This is a genomic window from Bradyrhizobium sp. USDA 4502, assembly GCF_054063355.1.
The window spans coordinates 2,944,875-2,962,859 of sequence record NZ_JBSSGF010000001.1 but is presented as its reverse complement, the minus strand read 5'-3'; the positions used below and the strand labels follow the sequence as shown (position 1 = coordinate 2,962,859).

At 65.6% G+C, this 17,985-nt stretch carries 19 protein-coding genes; 8 read left to right on the top strand and 11 right to left on the bottom strand.

The genetic code is table 11. From position 1 onward, the window contains the following. Positions 1–48: 48 nt before the first annotated feature. Both ACVW1B_RS13515 and ACVW1B_RS13510 read right to left on the bottom strand, forming a co-directional pair. Positions 49–453, bottom strand: coding sequence for a (R)-mandelonitrile lyase (locus tag ACVW1B_RS13515; protein ID WP_076828878.1), 405 nt, complete (start codon positions 451–453; stop codon positions 49–51). Positions 454–476: 23 nt separating this feature from the next. Next, positions 477–1,175, bottom strand: coding sequence for a ribonuclease activity regulator RraA (locus ACVW1B_RS13510; protein ID WP_076828879.1), 699 nt, complete (start codon positions 1,173–1,175; stop codon positions 477–479). Positions 1,176–1,387: 212 nt separating this feature from the next. Here ACVW1B_RS13510 and pxpB point away from each other — a divergent pair, with 212 nt between their 5' ends. From pxpB to ACVW1B_RS13490, 4 genes are all read left to right on the top strand, one after another. After that, on the top strand, positions 1,388–2,119 hold the full coding sequence (gene pxpB / locus ACVW1B_RS13505; protein ID WP_456780556.1) for a 5-oxoprolinase subunit PxpB: 732 nt from the start codon (positions 1,388–1,390) through the stop codon (positions 2,117–2,119). Continuing rightward, the gene (locus tag ACVW1B_RS13500) at positions 2,116–3,150 is read left to right on the top strand and encodes a 5-oxoprolinase subunit C family protein (protein WP_456821641.1); all 1,035 of its coding nucleotides are present in this window, start codon (positions 2,116–2,118) and stop codon (positions 3,148–3,150) included. The genes pxpB and ACVW1B_RS13500 overlap by 4 nt, the downstream gene beginning before the upstream one ends. Positions 3,151–3,181: 31 nt before the next feature. After that, complete coding sequence (locus ACVW1B_RS13495; protein ID WP_057018693.1) at positions 3,182–3,955, top strand: LamB/YcsF family protein; 774 nt, start codon at positions 3,182–3,184, stop codon at positions 3,953–3,955. A gap of 149 nt (positions 3,956–4,104) precedes the next feature. Continuing rightward, entirely contained in the window at positions 4,105–4,521 is a 417-nt protein-coding gene (locus ACVW1B_RS13490; RefSeq protein WP_253608640.1) for a hypothetical protein, read from the top strand. Between the two features lie 74 nt (positions 4,522–4,595). Here the strand turns inward: ACVW1B_RS13490 and ACVW1B_RS13485 are convergent, their stop codons facing one another. The 3 genes from ACVW1B_RS13485 to ACVW1B_RS13475 all read right to left on the bottom strand — a co-directional run bounded on the left by ACVW1B_RS13485 (position 4,596) and on the right by ACVW1B_RS13475 (position 6,833). Continuing rightward, positions 4,596–4,748: a hypothetical protein gene (locus ACVW1B_RS13485; protein WP_016844408.1), complete on the bottom strand. Its 153-nt coding sequence runs from the start codon at positions 4,746–4,748 to the stop codon at positions 4,596–4,598. Between the two features lie 340 nt (positions 4,749–5,088). Continuing rightward, entirely contained in the window at positions 5,089–6,246 is a 1,158-nt protein-coding gene (locus tag ACVW1B_RS13480; RefSeq protein WP_456780558.1) for a CmpA/NrtA family ABC transporter substrate-binding protein, read from the bottom strand. Then, a complete protein-coding gene (locus ACVW1B_RS13475; protein WP_028332037.1) occupies positions 6,243–6,833 on the bottom strand; it encodes an ANTAR domain-containing response regulator in 591 nt (196 codons plus the stop codon). The genes ACVW1B_RS13480 and ACVW1B_RS13475 overlap by 4 nt, the downstream gene beginning before the upstream one ends. A gap of 116 nt (positions 6,834–6,949) precedes the next feature. On the opposite strand from ACVW1B_RS13475, the gene rimO reads away from it, so the two are divergent. Both rimO and ACVW1B_RS13465 read left to right on the top strand, forming a co-directional pair. Further along, positions 6,950–8,275 carry a 30S ribosomal protein S12 methylthiotransferase RimO gene (gene rimO, locus ACVW1B_RS13470; RefSeq protein ID WP_456780559.1) on the top strand — a complete coding sequence of 442 codons (1,326 nt, stop codon included), beginning with the start codon at positions 6,950–6,952 and terminating at the stop codon, positions 8,273–8,275. Between the two features lie 234 nt (positions 8,276–8,509). Continuing rightward, positions 8,510–9,706: an acetylornithine transaminase gene (locus ACVW1B_RS13465; RefSeq protein WP_456780560.1), complete on the top strand. Its 1,197-nt coding sequence runs from the start codon at positions 8,510–8,512 to the stop codon at positions 9,704–9,706. Between the two features lie 102 nt (positions 9,707–9,808). On the opposite strand, the gene ACVW1B_RS13460 is transcribed toward ACVW1B_RS13465, so the two are convergent. The 3 genes from ACVW1B_RS13460 to pcsA all read right to left on the bottom strand — a co-directional run bounded on the left by ACVW1B_RS13460 (position 9,809) and on the right by pcsA (position 12,392). After that, the gene (locus tag ACVW1B_RS13460; protein WP_456780561.1) at positions 9,809–10,783 is read right to left on the bottom strand and encodes a quinone oxidoreductase family protein; all 975 of its coding nucleotides are present in this window, start codon (positions 10,781–10,783) and stop codon (positions 9,809–9,811) included. A gap of 158 nt (positions 10,784–10,941) precedes the next feature. Next, positions 10,942–11,667 (bottom strand): TerC family protein, encoded by a 726-nt coding sequence (locus tag ACVW1B_RS13455; protein ID WP_456780562.1) that lies wholly within the window; start codon positions 11,665–11,667, stop codon positions 10,942–10,944. Further along, positions 11,664–12,392 (bottom strand): phosphatidylcholine synthase, encoded by a 729-nt coding sequence (gene pcsA / locus ACVW1B_RS13450; RefSeq protein WP_456780563.1) that lies wholly within the window; start codon positions 12,390–12,392, stop codon positions 11,664–11,666. Before pcsA ends, ACVW1B_RS13455 begins: the two co-directional genes overlap by 4 nt. Before the next feature lie 132 nt (positions 12,393–12,524). On the opposite strand from pcsA, the gene ACVW1B_RS13445 reads away from it, so the two are divergent. Further along, positions 12,525–13,709 carry a UbiH/UbiF family hydroxylase gene (locus ACVW1B_RS13445; RefSeq protein WP_456780564.1) on the top strand — a complete coding sequence of 395 codons (1,185 nt, stop codon included), beginning with the start codon at positions 12,525–12,527 and terminating at the stop codon, positions 13,707–13,709. Between the two features lie 70 nt (positions 13,710–13,779). Here ACVW1B_RS13445 and ACVW1B_RS13440 read toward each other — a convergent pair whose 3' ends face one another. Then, on the bottom strand, positions 13,780–14,733 hold the full coding sequence (locus ACVW1B_RS13440; protein WP_016845765.1) for an AEC family transporter: 954 nt from the start codon (positions 14,731–14,733) through the stop codon (positions 13,780–13,782). Positions 14,734–14,854: 121 nt separating this feature from the next. Between ACVW1B_RS13440 and hspQ the strand changes: the two genes are divergently transcribed. After that, positions 14,855–15,187: a heat shock protein HspQ gene (hspQ, locus tag ACVW1B_RS13435; RefSeq protein ID WP_021081543.1), complete on the top strand. Its 333-nt coding sequence runs from the start codon at positions 14,855–14,857 to the stop codon at positions 15,185–15,187. Between the two features lie 47 nt (positions 15,188–15,234). Here hspQ and ACVW1B_RS13430 read toward each other — a convergent pair whose 3' ends face one another. Further along, the gene (locus ACVW1B_RS13430) at positions 15,235–16,509 is read right to left on the bottom strand and encodes an MFS transporter (protein WP_456780565.1); all 1,275 of its coding nucleotides are present in this window, start codon (positions 16,507–16,509) and stop codon (positions 15,235–15,237) included. Between the two features lie 339 nt (positions 16,510–16,848). Next, positions 16,849–17,679, bottom strand: a complete 831-nt coding sequence (locus ACVW1B_RS13425; RefSeq protein WP_028340693.1) for an invasion associated locus B family protein — start codon at positions 17,677–17,679, stop codon at positions 16,849–16,851. Positions 17,680–17,985: the final 306 nt, after the last annotated feature.

Genomic DNA, 17,985 nt, shown 5'->3' with positions numbered 1-17,985 from the left:
AGCCCCGCCTGATAGCGGGGCTTTCATCTTGCGAACTGCTACGACGCTTCAGCCGACCTTGCCGCTGTATTCCTCGTCGGTGACGTGCTCCATCCAGGTCGAATAGACGCCATCGAGCGCCTCCTGCATGGCGATGTGGGTCATGCTGTTGTCCGGCGAGGCCCCGTGCCAGTGCTTCTCGTTCGGCGGAATCCAGACGACGTCGCCAGGGCGGATCTCCCTGATCGGGCCGCCCTTGGCCTGCACACGCCCGATGCCGGAGATCACATACAGCGTCTGTCCGAGCGGATGGGTGTGCCAGGCGGTGCGTGCGCCGGGCTCGAACGACACGCGCGAGGCGTTCAGCCGCGCCGGCGCAGGCGCCATGTTGATCGGGTCCTGCAACACCGTGCCGGTAAAATTCTCCTTCGGCGCGCGGCGGGTCGGCCGCGAGCCGGAAACGTGGATGTCCATGGGGTTACCTCCCTTTCTTGACGTTATTTCTTGGTCGCGGCGTAGCGCGCCTTGGTCTCGGCATTCATCGGATACAGGCCGGGCAGCTGGGCGCCATTGTTCACCTCGTTGACGATCCAGGCTTCCATCCGTTCCTGCTCCGGCCCCTCGGCCAGCACATGATCGAGGAACGCCTGCGGGATCAGCACCGCGCCGTCCTGGTCGGCCACCACCACGTCATTCGGGAATACGGCAACGCCGCCACAGCCGATCGGTTCGCCCCAGCCGACGAAGGTCAGACCTGCAACCGACGGCGGAGCCGCGTAGCCGTCGCACCACACCGGCAGGCCGGTGCCGAGCACGCCCTCGACGTCGCGCACCACGCCGTCGGTGATCAGCGCCGTCACCCCGCGCTTGGCCATGCGGGCGCAGAGGATGTCGCCGAAAATGCCGGCATCGGTGATGCCCATGGCATCGACCACGGCAATGCAGCCCGCCGGCATCGCCTCGATCGCGGTGCGGGTCGAGATCGGCGACGACCAAGATTCCGGCGTCGCCAGATCCTCACGGGCCGGCACGAAACGCAGCGTGAAGGCCGGTCCGACCAGCCGCTTCTGCCCGGGCTTCAAGGGCTTGGTGCCGCGCATCCAGATGTTGCGCAGGCCCTTCTTGAGCAGGACGGTGGTGATGGTGGCGGTGGACACGTGCGACAGCGTCGCGATCGCTTCGGCGGACAGTGACATCTGGAAAGCTTGCTCCGATGGGAGGAAAAGACCGGCGCATGTTGCCGGGCAAAGGCCTTGCGTCAAGGGCTGCGCGAAAAAGCTGCGATCATCCAAATTTATCGCCGGCATGCCGATTAATTTATTGAAGTTGCTGCATCATTTTGCACGAAGCGAATTCCGTTTTATCTCGAAACACGCTAGCTTGATGGCTGACGACAGCGCTTGACCCAATGGCCGAACCCTTAAGTCCTCCCCGCCTTTTGCCGAGTGGCGACAGCGCCATCACGGTGGAATTCAGCCGCACCATCGACGACGCCGCCAACCGGCGGGTGCTGGCGCTCGACCACGTGATATCCGCCGAGCCGATCGCCGGCATCACCGAGACCGTGCCGACCTACCGGTCGCTGCTGGTGCATTACGACCCCGTGCAGATCGGCTTCGATGCGCTCGGGGAGCAACTGCTCGCACGCTCCGCAAAGGCGCCGCCGACCGAGACCGGAACGCGGCGCTGGCGCATCCCGGTGACCTATGGCGGCGAGCACGGCATCGATCTCGAGGACGTCGCGAAGGCGCTCAAAACCACGCCCGACCAGATCGTGGCGCGCCACGTCGCCGGCGACTATCGCGTCGCCATGATCGGCTTCACGCCAGGCTGGTCCTATCTCAGCGGACTGGAGAAGTTCCTGCACATGCCGCGGCGCAAGGATCCGCGGCTACTGACCCCGGCCGGCACCATTTCGATCGGTGGCATCCAAACCGGCGTGCAGTGCCTGGCCGGCCCGAGCGGCTGGCACCTGCTCGGCCGCACGCCGGTGCGAACCTACCAGTTGCATCGCGAGCCGACCTTCCTGCTCGAGCCGGGCGATGCCATCACCTTCACCGCGATCGACGCCAAGACCTTTGCCGAACAGGACCGCGCCGCCGAGGCCGGCGAGTTCGTCGCCGAACTGGTGACGCCATGAGCAAGCTCGTCGTCACCTCGATCGGCCCGGCGAGCTCGGTGCAGGACGCTGGTCGTCCGGGCTCGCAGCGCTACGGTCTCGTGCCGAGCGGCGCGATGGACCGGCTTTCGCTGGCGGCCGCCAACACGCTGGTCGGCAACGACCTGTTCGCCGCCGCGGTCGAGATCGGCCCGTTCGGCGCCAGCTTCACCGCGCGCGGGGGCGCGGTGCGCGTCGCCCTCGCCGGCGCGTCGCGCAATGCCGATATCGGCGGCCGGCCAGTCGCGTTCGACAGCTCGGCGACGCTCGCCGAAGGTGAGACGCTCACTCTCGGCTTCGCGCGCGGCGGCTCGTTCAGCTATCTCGCGATCGAGCACGGCATCGAGGGCGAGCCGATGTTCGGCAGCCTCGCCGTCAACGCCCGCGCCGGGCTTGGCAGCCCCTACCCGCGGCCGCTGCAAAGCGGCGACGAGTTGACGACGCAAGCCGCGAGCGGCGCGCCCGAACGCCGCATCGAATTGCCTGCCGCGACCGATGCGCCGATCCGCATCGTGTTCGGCCCGCAGGACGACGAGTTCGCCGAGGACCACAAGAAGCTGCTGGTCGACAGCGAGTGGAAGATCTCGGCGACCAGCGACCGCATGGGCTATCGCCTCGAAGGTCCCGTCATCAAGCATCTCGACGGCCACAACATCGTCTCCGACGGCACCGTGAACGGCAGCATCCAGGTACCCGGCAACGGCCAGCCGATCGTGCTGATGCCGGACCGCGGCACCAGCGGCGGCTATCCGAAGATCGCAGCCGTGATCACGGCCGATTTCGGCCGCTTCGCGCAGATCTCGGCCGGCCGACCGTTCCGCTTCAAGGCGGTGACGATGGCGGAAGCGCAGGCCGAGTCGATCAAGTTCCACGAGCTGCTGCGTTCCCTGCCCGACCGCCTCCGCGGCATTGAGGATTTTGGCCTCAACATCGAGGCGCTGCGGGATGCGAATGTCGCGGGTCAGGCCGTCAACGCCGTCGATGTGTCGACCTGGCAAGTTGCGCTACCCTGAATCTATACGAACAACAGACGGATCGATCGTCATGACCTCAACCATCGACCTCAATTGCGATCTCGGCGAAAGCTTTGGCCCCTGGGAAATGGGCAATGATGCCGCGATGATCGAGCTTGCGACCTCGGTCAACGTCGCCTGCGGCTTTCATGCCGGCGACGCCGACATCATGCGCAAGACGGTCGAGCTGGCGAAGGCGCGCGGCGTCAGCGTCGGCGCCCATCCCGGCTATCGTGACCTGCACGGCTTCGGCCGCCGCCCGATGCCGGGACTGACGTCCTCGGAGATCGAGAACCTGATCGCCTATCAGATCGGCGCTTTGCAGGCGATCGCGACCGCGGCCGGCCACAAGGTCACCCACGTGAAGGCGCATGGCGCGATTTCCAACGTCGCTTGCGAGGACGACATGACGGCACGAGCGATCGCCAATGCGATCAAGGCAGTCGATCCCAATCTCATCTTCGTGGTGCTCGCCAACTCGAAGCTGGTGCGCGCAGGTGAAGCGGCGAATCTGCGGATGGCGCATGAGGTGTTCGCCGACCGCGCCTATGAGGACGACGGCAACCTGGTGTCGCGCAAGAAGCCCGGCGCGGTGCTGCACGATCCCAAGGCGATTGCCGATCGTGTGGTGCGGATGGTGCAGGACGGCGCGGTCGTCTCGGTCACCGGCAAGGTGATCAAGATGCAGACCGATACCGTCTGCATCCACGGCGACACGCGCGGTGCCGTCGAGATTGCGCGCGGCCTGCGCGAGGCGCTGAAGCAGGCGGGCATCACCGTTGCGCCGTTCAAGACCGCGCACTAAGCCGCGAACATCGATCAAAAAAGGGCCGGTCGCCGCGCCGGCCCTTTTAGATTCCGCTAAGAGTCTTCTTAAACCCAAACTTGCCGTTTGATTGTTAGGTGCAGCTTCCGAGCCTTTGATTGTCCTCTTAGGAAATTGGGTACGAAAGCATGTTCCGCACCAGCCTCTCTCTCACCATTGCCGCGGTTGCCACCGCCGCCTTCACCAGCGCGGCATCCGCCGGCTGCTACAGCTGCTATACGCCGCCGCCCCAGCCGTGCACGACCTGCTATCAGGTGCAGAGCGTGCCGCCGCAGTATCGCACTGTGCAGGAGACCGTCATGGTGGCGCCGGGCCGCGTCGTCGCGCATCGCACGCCGGCACAGTATCGTACCGTGATGGTGCCGAGGACGGTGATGGTCGCGCCCGAAGGCGTCGCCTATGAGCGCATCCCGCCGCAATACGCCACCCAGGAGCGCACCCAGATGGTCTCGCCGGGCTATTCCTACTACGCGCCGGTTCAGCCGACCTGCAACACCTGCGGTGGCGGCTACGGCTACGGATATGGTCGCGGCTACGGCTACTGAGCCGTCAGCATCCAGCCAACACAAAGCCGCCGCCTGATGACATCAGACGGCGGCTTTTGAATGTTCTGAAGGGCTCAGAACGGGTGGACGGACAGCGTGCCGAACACGATGGCCGCGATCACCGCAAAGGCACTGTACAGCGCCGCGGTGTGAATTCCGGTCCCGGACTTCCGTGAAATGTTTCGCGCGTAAAGGTGCAGGCGGGCCTCCGCCGATAGCTCGCGCATGGTCGATCTCCAACGCCCCATTCTCGGGCATATGGAATATCGTTCGCGGGCGGATTCAAGCGGGCGGCAAAAATAGCGATGCCGCCGCCTTCGGGAACCGGGTTCCGAGAGGAATATTCCTTCCCGCGCGCTCGGCCGAGAATCCTATTCGCTGCAATTCGAGGCGTCGGGAACCCGCGCCAGTCCTGCAATAACCGAAAATCTCGAAAACAACCCCATGCAAAGTAGCCGGAGGTCGATAGCTGAGGCGCTACCGCGCCCGCGCCTGTTGCCCATCCCTGTCCCGGCAACACCACGCACGGTCGTGCACGTGCCGCCGGAAGCGGCCGCTGCGGCGCGCTCAGGCCTTCCAGCGCCCGATCTTGAACGCCGCCAGATGCCCCGGAACGTCGCTCGGGTCGAACGGCGGGCCGGCGAACGCCCCGATGGCGCTGGAGGCGCCGGCCGGGCGGCCTGATGCGGCGTCGTAGAGATCGGGCCTGAACACGGCCATGGCGATCTTCAGCGCCTCCGGCCGGTACGGCGTCTGGCCCCAGCGAACCATCTGCGCATAGAGCCAGGCCGCCTGCCCCGGATCAGGCCGCGCCGCAGCCTCGCGCCCGACCAGCAGATAGCGATTGCTCTCGCGCATGGTGCCGTCGGGCGAGATCTTCAGGTGGCCATCGAGCGTGCGCTGGATGACGCTGGCATCGACGCCGATCCGCTCGGGCTGCGCCAGGATGCGCGCGACCTCGGACCGGTTCTCGGGCCGCTCGATGAACTCCACGGCGCGCAGATGCGCACGCACCAGCGCCGCCACGATGTCGGGATGCTTCTCCGACCAGCTCTGCCGCACTGCCAGCACCTTTTCCACCGCGCTGAGCAGGATGTCGGAGACGAAGTGCAGGATGTGGCCGATGCCAAGATCGACCGCGATCGAATTCCAGGGTGCGCCGACACAGAACGCGTCGACATGGCCGTTGGCTAGACTGTCGACCATGTAGGGCGGCGGCAGCACCACGAGCTGAACATCCTCATCGGGATCGACGCCTCCCGCGGCCATCCAGAACCGCAACTGGTAATTGTGGGTCGAGAACGGGAAGGTCATGCCGAAGGTCAGCGGCTCCGCCCCGCTCTTCCGCCGCTTGGCCACCACGCGGGCGAGCGCCTGTGCGGTTGCCATCGGATCGAAGCGGTCGCCGTCGATCTCTTCCATCAGCGCGGCGTGCAGCGCCGGCGATACGGTGATGGCATTGCCGTTGAGCCCGAGGTTGAAGGGCGCCGCGATCGGCACCTTGACGTGACCGAGCCCGAGGCTCGAGGCGATCGCCACCGGCGCCAACAGATGAGCGGCGTCGAACAGGCCGATATTGAGCTTGTCGCGGACGTTCGACCACGACACTTCCCGCACCAGCGTGACGTCGAGGCCTTCGGCCGCCGCGAATTCCTTGTCGACGGCAACGATCAGCGCGGCAGCGTCGACCAGCGGAATGAACCCGATGCGCAATGGTGTGGTCATTTCAACAGCTCCGACGCCGTCAGGATCGATTGCGCGATCTCTCCGATTTTCTTTTTCTCGCGCATCGCGGTCGAGCGCATCAGCACGTAGGCCTCCTCCTCGGTCAGCCCCTTCACCTTCATCAGGATGCCCTTGGCGCGGTCGATCACCTTGCGCTCCTCCAGCGCGTGCTTGGTGCGGTCGAGCTCGTCCTGCAGCTTGGCGAAGGCATTGAAGCGGGAGACGCAGAGATCGAGGATCGGCTTCATCCGCTCCTTCTTGAGACCGTCGACGATGTAGGCGGAGACGCCCGCCTCGACCGAGGCCTGGATCGAGGCGGCGTCGCTCTGGTCGACGAACATCGCGATCGGCCGGCGGACGGCACGGCTGACCTGGAACATTTGTTCCAGCACGTCGCGACTGGGGTTCTCGAGGTCGATGACGATGATCTCGGGGTCGAGCGCATAGATTCGCGAGAGCAGGCTCTGCATCTCGCTGATATGCACGACGTCCGTATACCCGGCCTCCCGCAGTCCCTCCTCCAGGATGGCCGCTCGGATCGGGCTCTCGTCGACTATGACGATCTTGGGAGACGATTCAGCGCTCATCGACAACTCTTAAGGCCCGGCAGATGCATCCATATCATGCCGGAAGCCCCGGGAAAGGGTTGTAATTCTCGGCAATTGGGACTAGCTCCTGCCCATTCATCAGGCAGATCAGAGATATGCAAGAGGCCGCCGCGCCGAAAGTGAGCTTTGTGTCCTTGGGGTGCCCCAAGGCGCTGGTCGATTCCGAGCGCATCATCACCCGGCTGCGCGCGGAAGGCTATGAGCTGGCGCGCAAGCATGACGGCGCCGACATCGTCATCGTCAACACCTGCGGCTTCCTCGACAGCGCCAAGCAGGAATCGCTCGCCGCGATCGGCGAGGCCATGGCCGAGAACGGCAAGGTCATCGTCACCGGCTGCATGGGCGCCGAGCCGGAGCAGATCGAGAGCGCCTATCCCGGCGTGCTCTCGATCACGGGGCCGCAGCAATATGAGAGCGTGCTGGACGCCGTGCACCGCGCGCTGCCGCCGGCGCACAACCCGCATATCGACCTGGTGCCGCCGCAGGGCGTCAAGCTGACGCCGCGGCACTACGCGTATCTGAAGATTTCCGAAGGCTGCAACAACCGCTGCAGCTTCTGCATCATCCCGAAGCTGCGCGGCGATCTGGTGTCGCGGCCGGCCAACGACGTGCTGCGCGAGGCCGAGAAGCTGATGAAGGCCGGCGTCAAGGAATTGCTCGTCATCTCGCAGGACACCTCGGCCTATGGCATCGACCTGAAATACGCCGAGAGTCCCTGGCAGGATCGCAGCGTCCGCGCAAAATTCTTCGATCTCGCCAAGGAGCTCGGTGAACTCGGCGCCTGGGTGCGGCTGCAATATGTCTACCCCTACCCGCATGTCGACGAGGTCATCGGCCTGATGACCGAGGGCAAGGTGCTGCCTTATCTCGACATCCCGTTCCAGCATGCGAGCCCGGACGTGCTGCGCGCGATGAAGCGCCCGGCTGCGCAGGAGAAGACGCTGGCGCGGATCCAAAAGTGGCGCGAGCAGTGCCCGGAGCTGACGCTGCGCTCGACCTTCATCGTCGGCTTCCCCGGCGAGACCGATTCCGATTTCGCCTATCTGCTCGACTGGCTCGATGAAGCCGGGATCGACCGCCTCGGCTGCTTCAAATATGAGCCGGTTGCCGGCGCCGCGTCGAACGCGATTGGCAACGCCGTGCCCGACGAGATCAAGCAGGAGCGCTGGAATGCGCTGATGGCGCGGCAGCAGAAGATCTCCGCGAGGCGCCTGAAGCGCAAGGTCGGCACCCGCCAGCAGGTCATCATCGACGAGGTCGGCCCCACGGTGGCGAAGGGCCGGTCAAAGGCCGACGCGCCTGACATCGACGGCGCCGTCTACCTCACCAGTCGCCGCCCGCTGAAGGTCGGCGAGATCGTCACCGCCAAGATCGAGCGCTCCGACCAATACGACCTCCACGGCAGCGTCGCCGGATTCTGACGCTTGACATGTTCCGGCGTTCGGCTGTATGGCCCTCCGCCATGAAGCTGAACCGGACCCACCGCCGCGCCATCTGCCGTCGTCGCACCCGCGACGATGCTGGGCTGCGCCGTGTCCGACGCCATCGCTGATCCTATAAATCAGCCAAGGTTTTCGAGAAGGCCGCGCCCCCAAAGCGCGGCCTTCTCGCTTTTCGGCCTGCCCTTTCCCAACACCGACCCAGAGGAGAACGACATGACCAACGCTACCCATCCGTTCGATGCGCTGATGGACATCACCGCTCGCCCCGAGGTCGTGTTCGTGCGCGGCGCGGGCTCGTATTTGTGGGACAGCAAGCGCAACCGCTATCTCGACTTCGTGCAGGGCTGGGCCGTGAATCCCCTCGGCCACTCGCCGGTCATCGTAGCCGACGCGCTGGCCGCGCAGGCGAGACGGCTGCTGACGCCAAGCCCGGCGTTCTACAACGAGCAGAGCCTGAAACTGGCAAAGTTGCTGGTTGACAACAGCTGCTTCGACCAGGTGTTCTTTGCCAATTCGGGCGCGGAGGCCAATGAAGGTGCGATCAAGCTCGCGCGGAAATTCGGCGCCAAGTACAAGAATGGCGCCCACGAGATCATCAGCTTCGAAGGCGGCTTCCACGGCCGCACGCTCGCGACCATGTCGGCCTCGGGCAAGAAGGCGTTCGAGCCCCTGTTCGAGCCGAAGGTCCCGGGCTTCCGCAAAGCCAGGCTGAACGATATCGAGTCGGTGCGAAGGCTGATCTCGTCGTCGACGGTCGCGGTCATGCTGGAGCCGATCCAGGGCGAGGCCGGCGTCTGGCCCGCGACGGATGAGTTTTTGCAGGAGTTGCGGGTGCTGACCCAGCAGCGCGGCCTGCTGCTCATTGTCGACGAGATCCAGACCGGCATCGGCCGGACCGGAAAGCTGTTCGGCTATCAGCACGCCGGGGTCGAGCCCGACATCATGACGCTCGGCAAGGGCATCGGCGGCGGCGTGCCGCTCGCGGCCCTGCTCGCGACCGAGCATGCCGCGTGCTTCGATCACGGCGATCAGGGCGGCACCTTCAACGGCAATCCGCTGATGTGCGCCGCGGGGCTTGTCGTGCTCGATCAGATCGGAAAGCCCGATTTCCTGAAATCGGTCGTCGATGCCGGCCTTTTGCTCGAGCGCGAATTGCAGCGGCTGTCGTCGCGGCACGGTCTCGGCGAGATCAGGGGCCGCGGCCTCCTGCTGGCGCTCGACCTGAAGATGCCGATCGGTGCCGCCGTGGTTGCCGAGGCGTTCGCGGCCGGCGTGCTGATCAACTCGCCGCAGCCGGACACGCTGCGCTTCATGCCGGCGCTGAACGTGACGCGGGAGGAGATTTCCGTTGTCATCGACTGCCTGGATACGGTGCTGACCAAGGTCGGCGCGGCGCGGCGGGTGGCGTAGGATCCTCCCCGCTCGTCATTGCGAGGAGCGAAGCGACGAAGCAATCCATCTTCCCGGGTGGAGAGGTGGATTGCTTCGCTTCGCTCGCAATGACGGCGAGAATTACGGCCGCAGGATCGCTGCGCCCGTCGTCGTCCGGCTCTCCAGGTCGATATGCGCCTTGGCCGCATCCTTCAGCGCATAGGCGTGGTTGATCGGCACATGCAGCTTGCCGTTGATCACGGCGGCGAACAGCGTGTCGGCGCCTTCGAGCAATTCCTTGCGGGTGCCGACATAGTCGTTGAGCTTGGGCCGCGTCGCGAACAGCGAGCCGTGGTTGTTGAGCTCGGCGAGCGGGAACGGCGGTACCGGGCCCGACGCGTTGCCGAAGGAGACGAACAGACCGCGTGGCCTGAGGCAGGACAGCGATCCCGGGAACGTGGTCTTGCCGACGCCGTCATAGACGACGTCGCAGAGCTCGCCCCGGCTGATCTGCTTGACGCGTTCGACGAAGTTCTCCTCGTTGTAGAGGATGACGTGATCGCAGCCATTGGCGAGTGCGAGATCGGCCTTCGCCTTCGAGCCGACGGTACCGATGACATGCGCGCCGAGCGCCCGCGCCCATTGGCAGGCGAGCAGCCCGATGCCGCCCGCCGCGGCGTGGATCAGCACGCGATGGCCGTGCTCGACCTTGAAGGTCTTGTGCAGGAGATACCAGACCGTGAGGCCCTTCAGCATCAGCACGGCGCCCTGCTCGTAGGTGATATGGTCGGGCAGCTTGACGAGCTTGTCGGCCGGGATGACGCGCTCGGACGCGTAGCCGCCGAGATTGTAGTAGTAGGCGACGCGATCGCCGGGGTGGAAATTGGTCACGCCCGGACCCACGGCCAACACCTCGCCTGCAGCCTCATTGCCGGCAATGAACGGCAGGCCGGGCGCCTTGTAGAGGCCGGTGCGGAAATAGACGTCGATGAAGTTCAGACCGACCGCATGCTGGCGGATCCGGACCTCGCCCGTCCCCGGCGCGCCCACCTCGACGTCCTCGTAGGTTAGGACTTCCGGGCCTCCCACCTGGTGCACGCGCACAGCCTTGGTCATGTCGTCGCTCCCCTCAATATCAGCGTCAAGCGAGCGAATGCCATCGCGGCCGGCTTGTCAACCAAGCGGGCCGGAACCGGCTACGGCACGATCCGGAAAAGTGCGAAGCGGCTTTCCCTCGCGACAAACGCGCAGCGTTTGCGCGGAGATCATGCCCATCAGCGCGCCGGCTTCCTGCGGTTGCGCTTGGCCATGACGTTGAACGCCTCGACCGCGGCCGAGAAGGCGATCGCGAAATAGATGTAGCCGCGCGGGATGTGGAATTTGAAGCCGTCGGCCACCAGCGCCACGCCGATCAGCACCAGGAAGGCCAGCGCCAGCATCTTGGTGGTCGGATGCTCCGCGACAAACCGCGCCACCGGTCCCGACGAGATGTACATGATGGCGCAGGCGATCACCACCGCCGCGATCATGATCTCGATGTCCTGCGCCATGCCGATCGCGGTGATGATCGAATCCAGCGAGAACACCAGGTCGATGATGATGATCTGCACGATCACCCAGAAGAACGCGCTGGCGCTCGGCCTGTCATCGGCGTCCGCCTCGCGCGCCTCGACCTCGCCGTGGATCTCATGGGTCGCTTTCGCGATCAGGAACAGGCCGCCGCCGATCAGGATGATGTCGCGCCACGACAGCGCGACGTCGCTGACGGTGATCACCGGTTGGGTCAGCCCGATCAGCCAGACCAGGATCGAGAGCAGCACAATGCGGAACACCAGCGCCAGCAGCAGGCCGATCTGCCGCGCGCGCTTGGCCTGCGCCGGCGGGATCCGCGACACGATCACCGACAGGAAAATCACGTTGTCGATGCCGAGCACGATCTCGAGCGCAGTCAGGGTCAGCAGCGCCGCCCAGGCTTCCGGGCTGGTGATCAGTTGCATCATGCTCTGAAGGCTTTCATCCGGCGGATCACGGTATCGCTGCCGATGATGTAGACGGCGATGGCGCAGAGACCGAAGGTGATCGGGGCTCCGACCACGAAATCGTTGGCAAGCGTGTACATGCCGAGCAGTGCCCATGCGCCGAGCAGCCACAGCGTCAGCCAGCGCAGCCGCACCACACGCAGCGGATGCAGCACGTGGAACGGCGCGAAGGTCAGCGCGATCAGGGCCGCGACCACGATCGTCGACAGCACCGGCGGCAGGTGCAGCAGGAACAGGTAGAACGCCGCCGCATTCCACAGCGCCGGGAAACCGCGGAAATGGTTGTCATCGGCCTTCATGCGGCGGTCGGCGAAATACAGCGCGCTGGAGACCACGATGCCGATGCCGAGGATCGGCGCCGCCAGCGGCAGCAGCATGCCGCTCGCGGTGATCGCATAGGCCGGCACGAACACATAGGTGACGAAATCAACCACCAGGTCGAGCACCTCGCCCGACCAGTTCGGCTGCAGCCGCACCACGTCGAGCCGGCGCGCCAGCGGGCCGTCGATCCCGTCGATGATGAGCGCAACCCCGAGCCAGGCGAACATGTTGGCCCAGTGCTCGCGCACCGCCTCCAGCATCGCCAGCAGCGCGACCCCGGCGCCGAGCGCCGTGAAAATATGAACGGTGAATGCGGCGGTCCGCATCCGTTCTGGCAACGCATCGGGCTGGCTCGAATGCTCCATCGGCCGAGTGCTATCAGGAATCGGACCGGTTTGCATATGCGGTCTTGCGGCGTTCCGCCGCGCAAAGCGTTGGAAACTCTTGGTGGTTACCGATGGCTTGAAAATCGGGCCAAGCATGTCAAATGTCCTGATATGACCGACAGCTCGCTGGATTATGACGTTATCGTAATAGGCGGCGGTCCGGCCGGATTAACGGCTGCGATTGCCCTTGCCGACGCAGGTGCGCGGACTGCGCTGCTGGCGCGCCGCGCGCCCTATGCCGACAACAGGACCACCGCGCTGCTCGGTGCCTCGACCGATATCCTGGATCGGCTCGACGTCTGGCGGCGCTGCAGCGACCGAGCGGCGTCGCTCAAGACCATGCGCCTCGTCGACGACACCGGCCGCCTGATCCGTGCGCCCGAGGTGCGCTTCTCGTCCGACGAGATCGGCCGCGAGCAATTCGGCTTCAACATCGACAACCGCTCGCTGGTCGCGGCGCTCGAGGACCGCGCCGGCGAAATGTCCGCGCTGACGCGGTTCGACGATGAAGCCGCCTCGGTGCGGCCGGACGATGCCGCGGTCACCGTGGTGACGCGGCAGGGCCAGTCGCTTCACGCCCGGCTCGTGGTCGGTGCCGACGGGCGCCATTCATTGTCCCGCGAGGCCGCCGGCATCGAGGTGACAAGCCGCGAGCTCGGGCAGTCCGCCCTCACCTTCAACGTCACCCACACCCGGCCGCACCACAACATCTCGACCGAGTTCCACACCGAGCACGGCCCCTGCGTGTTCGTGCCGCTCAGCGGCGTCAGAAGCAGCGTGGTCTGGGTCTCGGCGCCCAAGGAGGCCGAACGGCTGATGGCACTCGGGGACGACGAATTGTCCGTCGCCGCCGAGCGACAATCGCATTCGATCCTCGGCCGCGTCGAGGTCCAGGGCGGCCGTCACGTGTTTCCGCTGGCGATCGAACGGCCGCGGCAATTCGCCAAGGACCGGATCGCGCTGGTCGGGGAATCCGCCCATGTGCTGCCGCCGATCGGCGCGCAGGGCCTCAATATGGGACTGCGCGATGCCGCTGATATCGCCGAGATCACGGGGCAGGCGATCGGTCGTGGTGAAGATCCCGGCGCGCCCAATGTGCTGTCGCGCTACCAGGCGGCGCGGCGCCCCGATGTCGCCAGCCGGACCTGGGCGATCGACATCGCCAACCGGTCGCTGCTGAGCGATTTCCTCGGCATGCAGACGGCGCGTGCTGCCGGCCTGCATCTGCTCGGCGCATTCGGCCCGTTGCGGCGCCTCGCGATGCGCGAAGGCCTCGCGCCATCGTGGCGGCGGTGAGCAAAGCGTTTTCGAGCGAAGTGGGTACCGGTTCGCGTTAAGAAATCGCGTCAAATAAGAAGCGCGCCGATCAGGGAAACACCAGCCGTCCGCTCTGGATGAACCACATCACGCTGGTCAGCGTGACAACCGAGGCGAAGGTGCCGATCAGCACCGCGACCGACGCCGGCTCGATCCAGGTGTCGTTCTGCCGCGCGATCACGAACACGTTGAGCGCCGGCGGCAGCGAAGCCATCAGCACCGCTGTCGCGGCCCAAGGCTGCGCGAACGGGCCGAACAGCAGCATCAGGCCGAACGCCAGCAGCGGATGGATCAAGAGCTTGATCGCGACCACGCCCGGGACCTCCCACGGCACCCGCTCGAACGGCCGCAGGGCCACCGTGATGCCGAGCACGAACAGCGCCGTCGGCGCGGCGGCGTTTTCCAGGAACTGGATGGTGCGATCGAGCGCGACCGGGATCGGGATGTGAAACGCGGCGACCAGCGCCCCGAACACCGCCGACATGATCAGCGGGTTCTGCACGATCTGCCGCAGCACCACGCCGAGTGCGTGCAGCAGCGAGGGATGGTCGCGGTCGGTGAGCTCGATCAGCAGCGGCACGATCGAGAACAGGAAGATGCTGTCGCAGCAGAAGATCAGCGCGGTCGGCGCCGCCGCCTTGGCACCGAGCACGGCGAGCGCGAGGCCAGGCCCCATATAGCCGATATTGCCATAGGCGCCCGACAGGCCGGCCAGCGTCGCCTCGCGCAGCGTGAGCCCGCCGATCACCTTGCCCGCGACCATCGCCAGGAAGAATGCGAGCACGGTTCCGAGCGTGGTGGCGATCAGGAATGGCGGGTTGTTCAGCTCCGCAAACGGCGTCTTGGACATGATCCCGAACAGCAGCGCCGGCAACGAAACGTAAAGCAGGAAGAAATTCATCCAGGCGAGCCCGCTCTCGGGCAAACCCTTGGCCTTGCCGCACGCGTAACCGATGAAGATCAAGCCGAAATACGGCAACGCCAGATTGAGGATATCGATCATTCTGAAAGTAGTTTCTCGGCCGGATTTCGGGTCGTTTTTGCAGGGCTGGAATCGGTAAAGCGCGGGTTAATTCGGACCTTAGCCCCTAGCATCGGCCACAATGTTGGTCTATCGACGAGCCATGATCAAAGCGCGCACCGCCAAGTTTCAGATCGGGCAGATCGTCCGTCACCGGGTGTTCTCCTTCCGGGGCGTGATCTTTGATATCGACCCGGAGTTCAACAACACCGAGGAATGGTGGCTGTCGATCCCCGAGGACATGCGGCCCCACAAGGACCAGCCGTTCTACCATTTGCTCGCAGAAAACTCGGAGACCGAGTACGTCGCCTATGTCTCGGAGCAGAACCTCTTGCCCGACGAGTCCGGCGAGCCGATCCGGCATTCGCAGGTGGCGGAGATCTTCATCAAGGACAAATCGGGCGGCTACCGTCCGCGCAATCCGTCGCTGAACTGAGGTCCGGCGGCGCTCCGGCGAATGCCACGGCGTTCGCGCTGCCACGCTCACACCCCCTCGCGCTTGGCCAAGACAACCGCGATTGCCCAGACGGCAAAGCCCGCCAGCGCCAGCCCCGCGCCGACGAGGCCGGTCGACGTCCAGCCATAGCCGGCTGCAACCGCCATTCCGCCGAGCCACGGACCCAGCGCATTGGCGACGTTGAAGGCGGAGTGGTTGAGCGCGGCGGCGAGGCTCTGCGCCTCGCCCGCGACGTCCATCAGCCGGGTCTGCAACACGGTGGCGAGCGCCCCGCCCAGCCCGATCAGGAACACGTCGGCGGTCAGCGTCCAGAAATTTCCGGCCGCCAGCGGATAGAGCGCGAGCGTCGCCGCCGACCACAGCAGGAGCCTGCCCGCGGTTGCCATCAGCGCGCGGTCGGCGAAGCGCGGCACGATGATGTTGCCGGCGGTAAGGCCGGCGCCGAACACGCACAGCGTGACCGGCACCAGCGCGGCCGAGGTGTGGGTCACCGCCAGCATGGTCGAGGCCAGATAGGTGTAGACCGAGAACAGCCCGCCGAAACCGATGGCGCCGATCGCCAGCGTCAGCCAGACATGCTTGCGCCCGAGTGCCGACAGTTCACGCAGCGGGCTCGCCTTGCTGTTGGCGGCATCACGCGGGGCGAAGATCAGGACCAGGACCGCGGTCAAGAGCGCGAGGCCGGCGACGATCGCGAAGGCCCAGCGCCAGCCGATCGCCTGCCCGACCCCGTTGGCGAGCGGAACGCCGATCGTGGTCGCGATGGTGAGCCCCAGCAGCACTCGGCCGACAGCCGCCGTGCGCTTGTCTGTAGGGACCAGCGAGGCCGCGACCAGCATGGCGATGCCGAAATAGGCGCCGTGCGGCAGCCCCGCCAGGAAGCGCAGCGCCAGCATGGTGTGATAATCGGGTGCGAGCCCCGAAAGGCCGTTCATCAGCGCGAAGAAACCCATCAGCGCGATCAGCAGCGTCCGCCGCGTCATGCGCGCCGACAACACCGCGATGACCGGCGCACCGACGACGACGCCGAGCGCGTAGGCGCTGATCGCATGGCCGGCCTGGGGCTCGCTGATGTGCATGTCGTGGGCGAAGAACGGCAACAGGCTCATGGTCGCGAATTCGGCGATGCCGATCGCAAAGCCGCCCATCGCCAGCGCGAGATGGACGATGCCGGGATGAAACGTTCCGGGGACGTTGTCCTGGCTGACGCGAACGCCAGCATCGACCGAAGCACCGCCGGTCGGCTGCTCCCGAGGCCGGGAGCGCGGTTCCCGCCGCTGCGTGCTGACTTGCTGGGACATTGCGCGACTTCCATGACTGCGAACGGCGGCCAGGATTCGCGGAAGAACCACGCGCAGATTTGCGCACCGAAGGCGCTGTTCGCGCTTTCGTCTGGCCTCCCGTCTCGGATTTATGATTGTGCTTCGACGCCGGACTGGTCCGGACAAGGCACCAACGATGCGCGCTCATCGCGCGACGCAATCGCAGCACCCTGCGGCGACCATCGCACACGATCTGCGCGATCACCAGCGCAGCAGGCTGCCAGCAGCCAGTCTGTTTCGCATGACAAAAAAGGCGCCCTTCCGGGCGCCTTTTGATCGCGATGATCTCGCGTTTTCTTGAACGCGTGATTGAAGTGCTTACTTGGCCGCCGGGTTGGCCGGCGCCGGAGCCTGCGCAGAGCCACCGCCCGCGCCTTCCAGCTTCTTGCGCTGCTCTTCGGCGCGCTTCTGCAACTCTTCCTGCAGCTTCTTCGAGTTTTCCTCGAACACCTTCGGATCGGTCGGCGGGCCGTCATAGGCCTTGGCGAATTCGGTGTTGAGCGGCAGCGGCAGCGTCAGCGGCGCGCCGTTGGAATTGATCGCCTGGACCACGAGGTTCTGGCCCTTCTTCATGTTGGCGATCAGCTCGGGCGTTGCTTCATAGTCGGACATGCAGCCGTTCTGGAAGCAGATCACATAGGGCGCCTGCTGCGGCGGGTTGCCGTCGACGATGATGCGGGTGCCGTGCACGAGCTGCATGCCGAGCGGCAGCGTGACGCGCAGGATCTTCTTCGGCTCGCCTTCCGGCTCGATGATCACGGCGGCGATCACCGGCTGGCCGGACTCGATGCGGCCGTCCTTGCCGGTGAAGCAGACCTGCTTGGCGTTGGCTTCCTGGCCCTTCAGGCAGAACTTGGTCCAGGGGGCGTAGATCAGCTGGATCTGCTGATCCTGCGCCGGCGGCTGGGCGGCCGCAGCGGGCGGCTGGCCGGCGGCCGGTGCTTGGGCGGGCGCCTGGGCTGCCGGAGCCTTTGGAGCTGCCTTGGGTGCCGCCTTGGGCGCAGCCTTCGGTGCCGCAGGCGCCGGCGCTGCCGGCTGCTGGGCCCGAGCGGCAGGAACCAGGAGCGCTGCAGAGAATGCCGTCGCCGCCATCAGGGCAACAATTCGCCCATGCGGCCGGACCGGGGCGGCCAAGATACGGAAATTCATTGCGGAAAACCCTTTCTGAACGGAAGCCCGAAACCGCTGCAGGCGCCGACACATAGCCGTTTGGGCGGCTGTCTCCTAGTCAATTGAGGCGGATACGTGACAGGCGTTCCCGCCTTCGAATTGCACGCCTTCAATACAGCGGCGCGCGGAAAGATCAATGCCGACAAGCGGATTTGCGCCCATCTCGCGGCGAGTTTCAGCCGCCTGTGATAAACCTCCGGACGTGACGTTTCGCGAATCAAATCCGGCGCCTCACGCACGTGTTCCCGGGCACACTTGGCGCGCCGCATGGGCCGCCATCTGGCT

Bases quoted from the DNA above. Each gene is read 5' to 3' on its own strand.
- ACVW1B_RS13475 (WP_028332037.1), bottom strand. From the start codon at position 6,833: ATGAGCGCTGAATCGTCTCCCAAGATCGTCATAGTCGACGAGAGCCCG.
- ACVW1B_RS13425 (WP_028340693.1), bottom strand. From the start codon at position 17,679: ATGAATTTCCGTATCTTGGCCGCCCCGGTCCGGCCGCATGGGCGAATT.
- ACVW1B_RS13455 (WP_456780562.1), bottom strand. From the start codon at position 11,667: ATGATGCAACTGATCACCAGCCCGGAAGCCTGGGCGGCGCTGCTGACC.
- ACVW1B_RS13485 (WP_016844408.1), bottom strand. From the start codon at position 4,748: ATGCGCGAGCTATCGGCGGAGGCCCGCCTGCACCTTTACGCGCGAAAC.
- hspQ (WP_021081543.1), top strand. From the start codon at position 14,855: ATGATCAAAGCGCGCACCGCCAAGTTTCAGATCGGGCAGATCGTCCGT.
- ACVW1B_RS13495 (WP_057018693.1), top strand. From the start codon at position 3,182: ATGACCTCAACCATCGACCTCAATTGCGATCTCGGCGAAAGCTTTGGC.
- ACVW1B_RS13490 (WP_253608640.1), top strand. From the start codon at position 4,105: ATGTTCCGCACCAGCCTCTCTCTCACCATTGCCGCGGTTGCCACCGCC.
- pcsA (WP_456780563.1), bottom strand. From the start codon at position 12,392: ATGGAGCATTCGAGCCAGCCCGATGCGTTGCCAGAACGGATGCGGACC.
- rimO (WP_456780559.1), top strand. From the start codon at position 6,950: ATGCAAGAGGCCGCCGCGCCGAAAGTGAGCTTTGTGTCCTTGGGGTGC.
- pxpB (WP_456780556.1), top strand. From the start codon at position 1,388: ATGGCCGAACCCTTAAGTCCTCCCCGCCTTTTGCCGAGTGGCGACAGC.
- ACVW1B_RS13445 (WP_456780564.1), top strand. From the start codon at position 12,525: ATGACCGACAGCTCGCTGGATTATGACGTTATCGTAATAGGCGGCGGT.
- ACVW1B_RS13510 (WP_076828879.1), bottom strand. From the start codon at position 1,175: ATGTCACTGTCCGCCGAAGCGATCGCGACGCTGTCGCACGTGTCCACC.
- ACVW1B_RS13515 (WP_076828878.1), bottom strand. From the start codon at position 453: ATGGACATCCACGTTTCCGGCTCGCGGCCGACCCGCCGCGCGCCGAAG.
- ACVW1B_RS13480 (WP_456780558.1), bottom strand. From the start codon at position 6,246: ATGACCACACCATTGCGCATCGGGTTCATTCCGCTGGTCGACGCTGCC.
- ACVW1B_RS13430 (WP_456780565.1), bottom strand. From the start codon at position 16,509: ATGTCCCAGCAAGTCAGCACGCAGCGGCGGGAACCGCGCTCCCGGCCT.
- ACVW1B_RS13465 (WP_456780560.1), top strand. From the start codon at position 8,510: ATGACCAACGCTACCCATCCGTTCGATGCGCTGATGGACATCACCGCT.
- ACVW1B_RS13440 (WP_016845765.1), bottom strand. From the start codon at position 14,733: ATGATCGATATCCTCAATCTGGCGTTGCCGTATTTCGGCTTGATCTTC.
- ACVW1B_RS13500 (WP_456821641.1), top strand. From the start codon at position 2,116: ATGAGCAAGCTCGTCGTCACCTCGATCGGCCCGGCGAGCTCGGTGCAG.
- ACVW1B_RS13460 (WP_456780561.1), bottom strand. From the start codon at position 10,783: ATGACCAAGGCTGTGCGCGTGCACCAGGTGGGAGGCCCGGAAGTCCTA.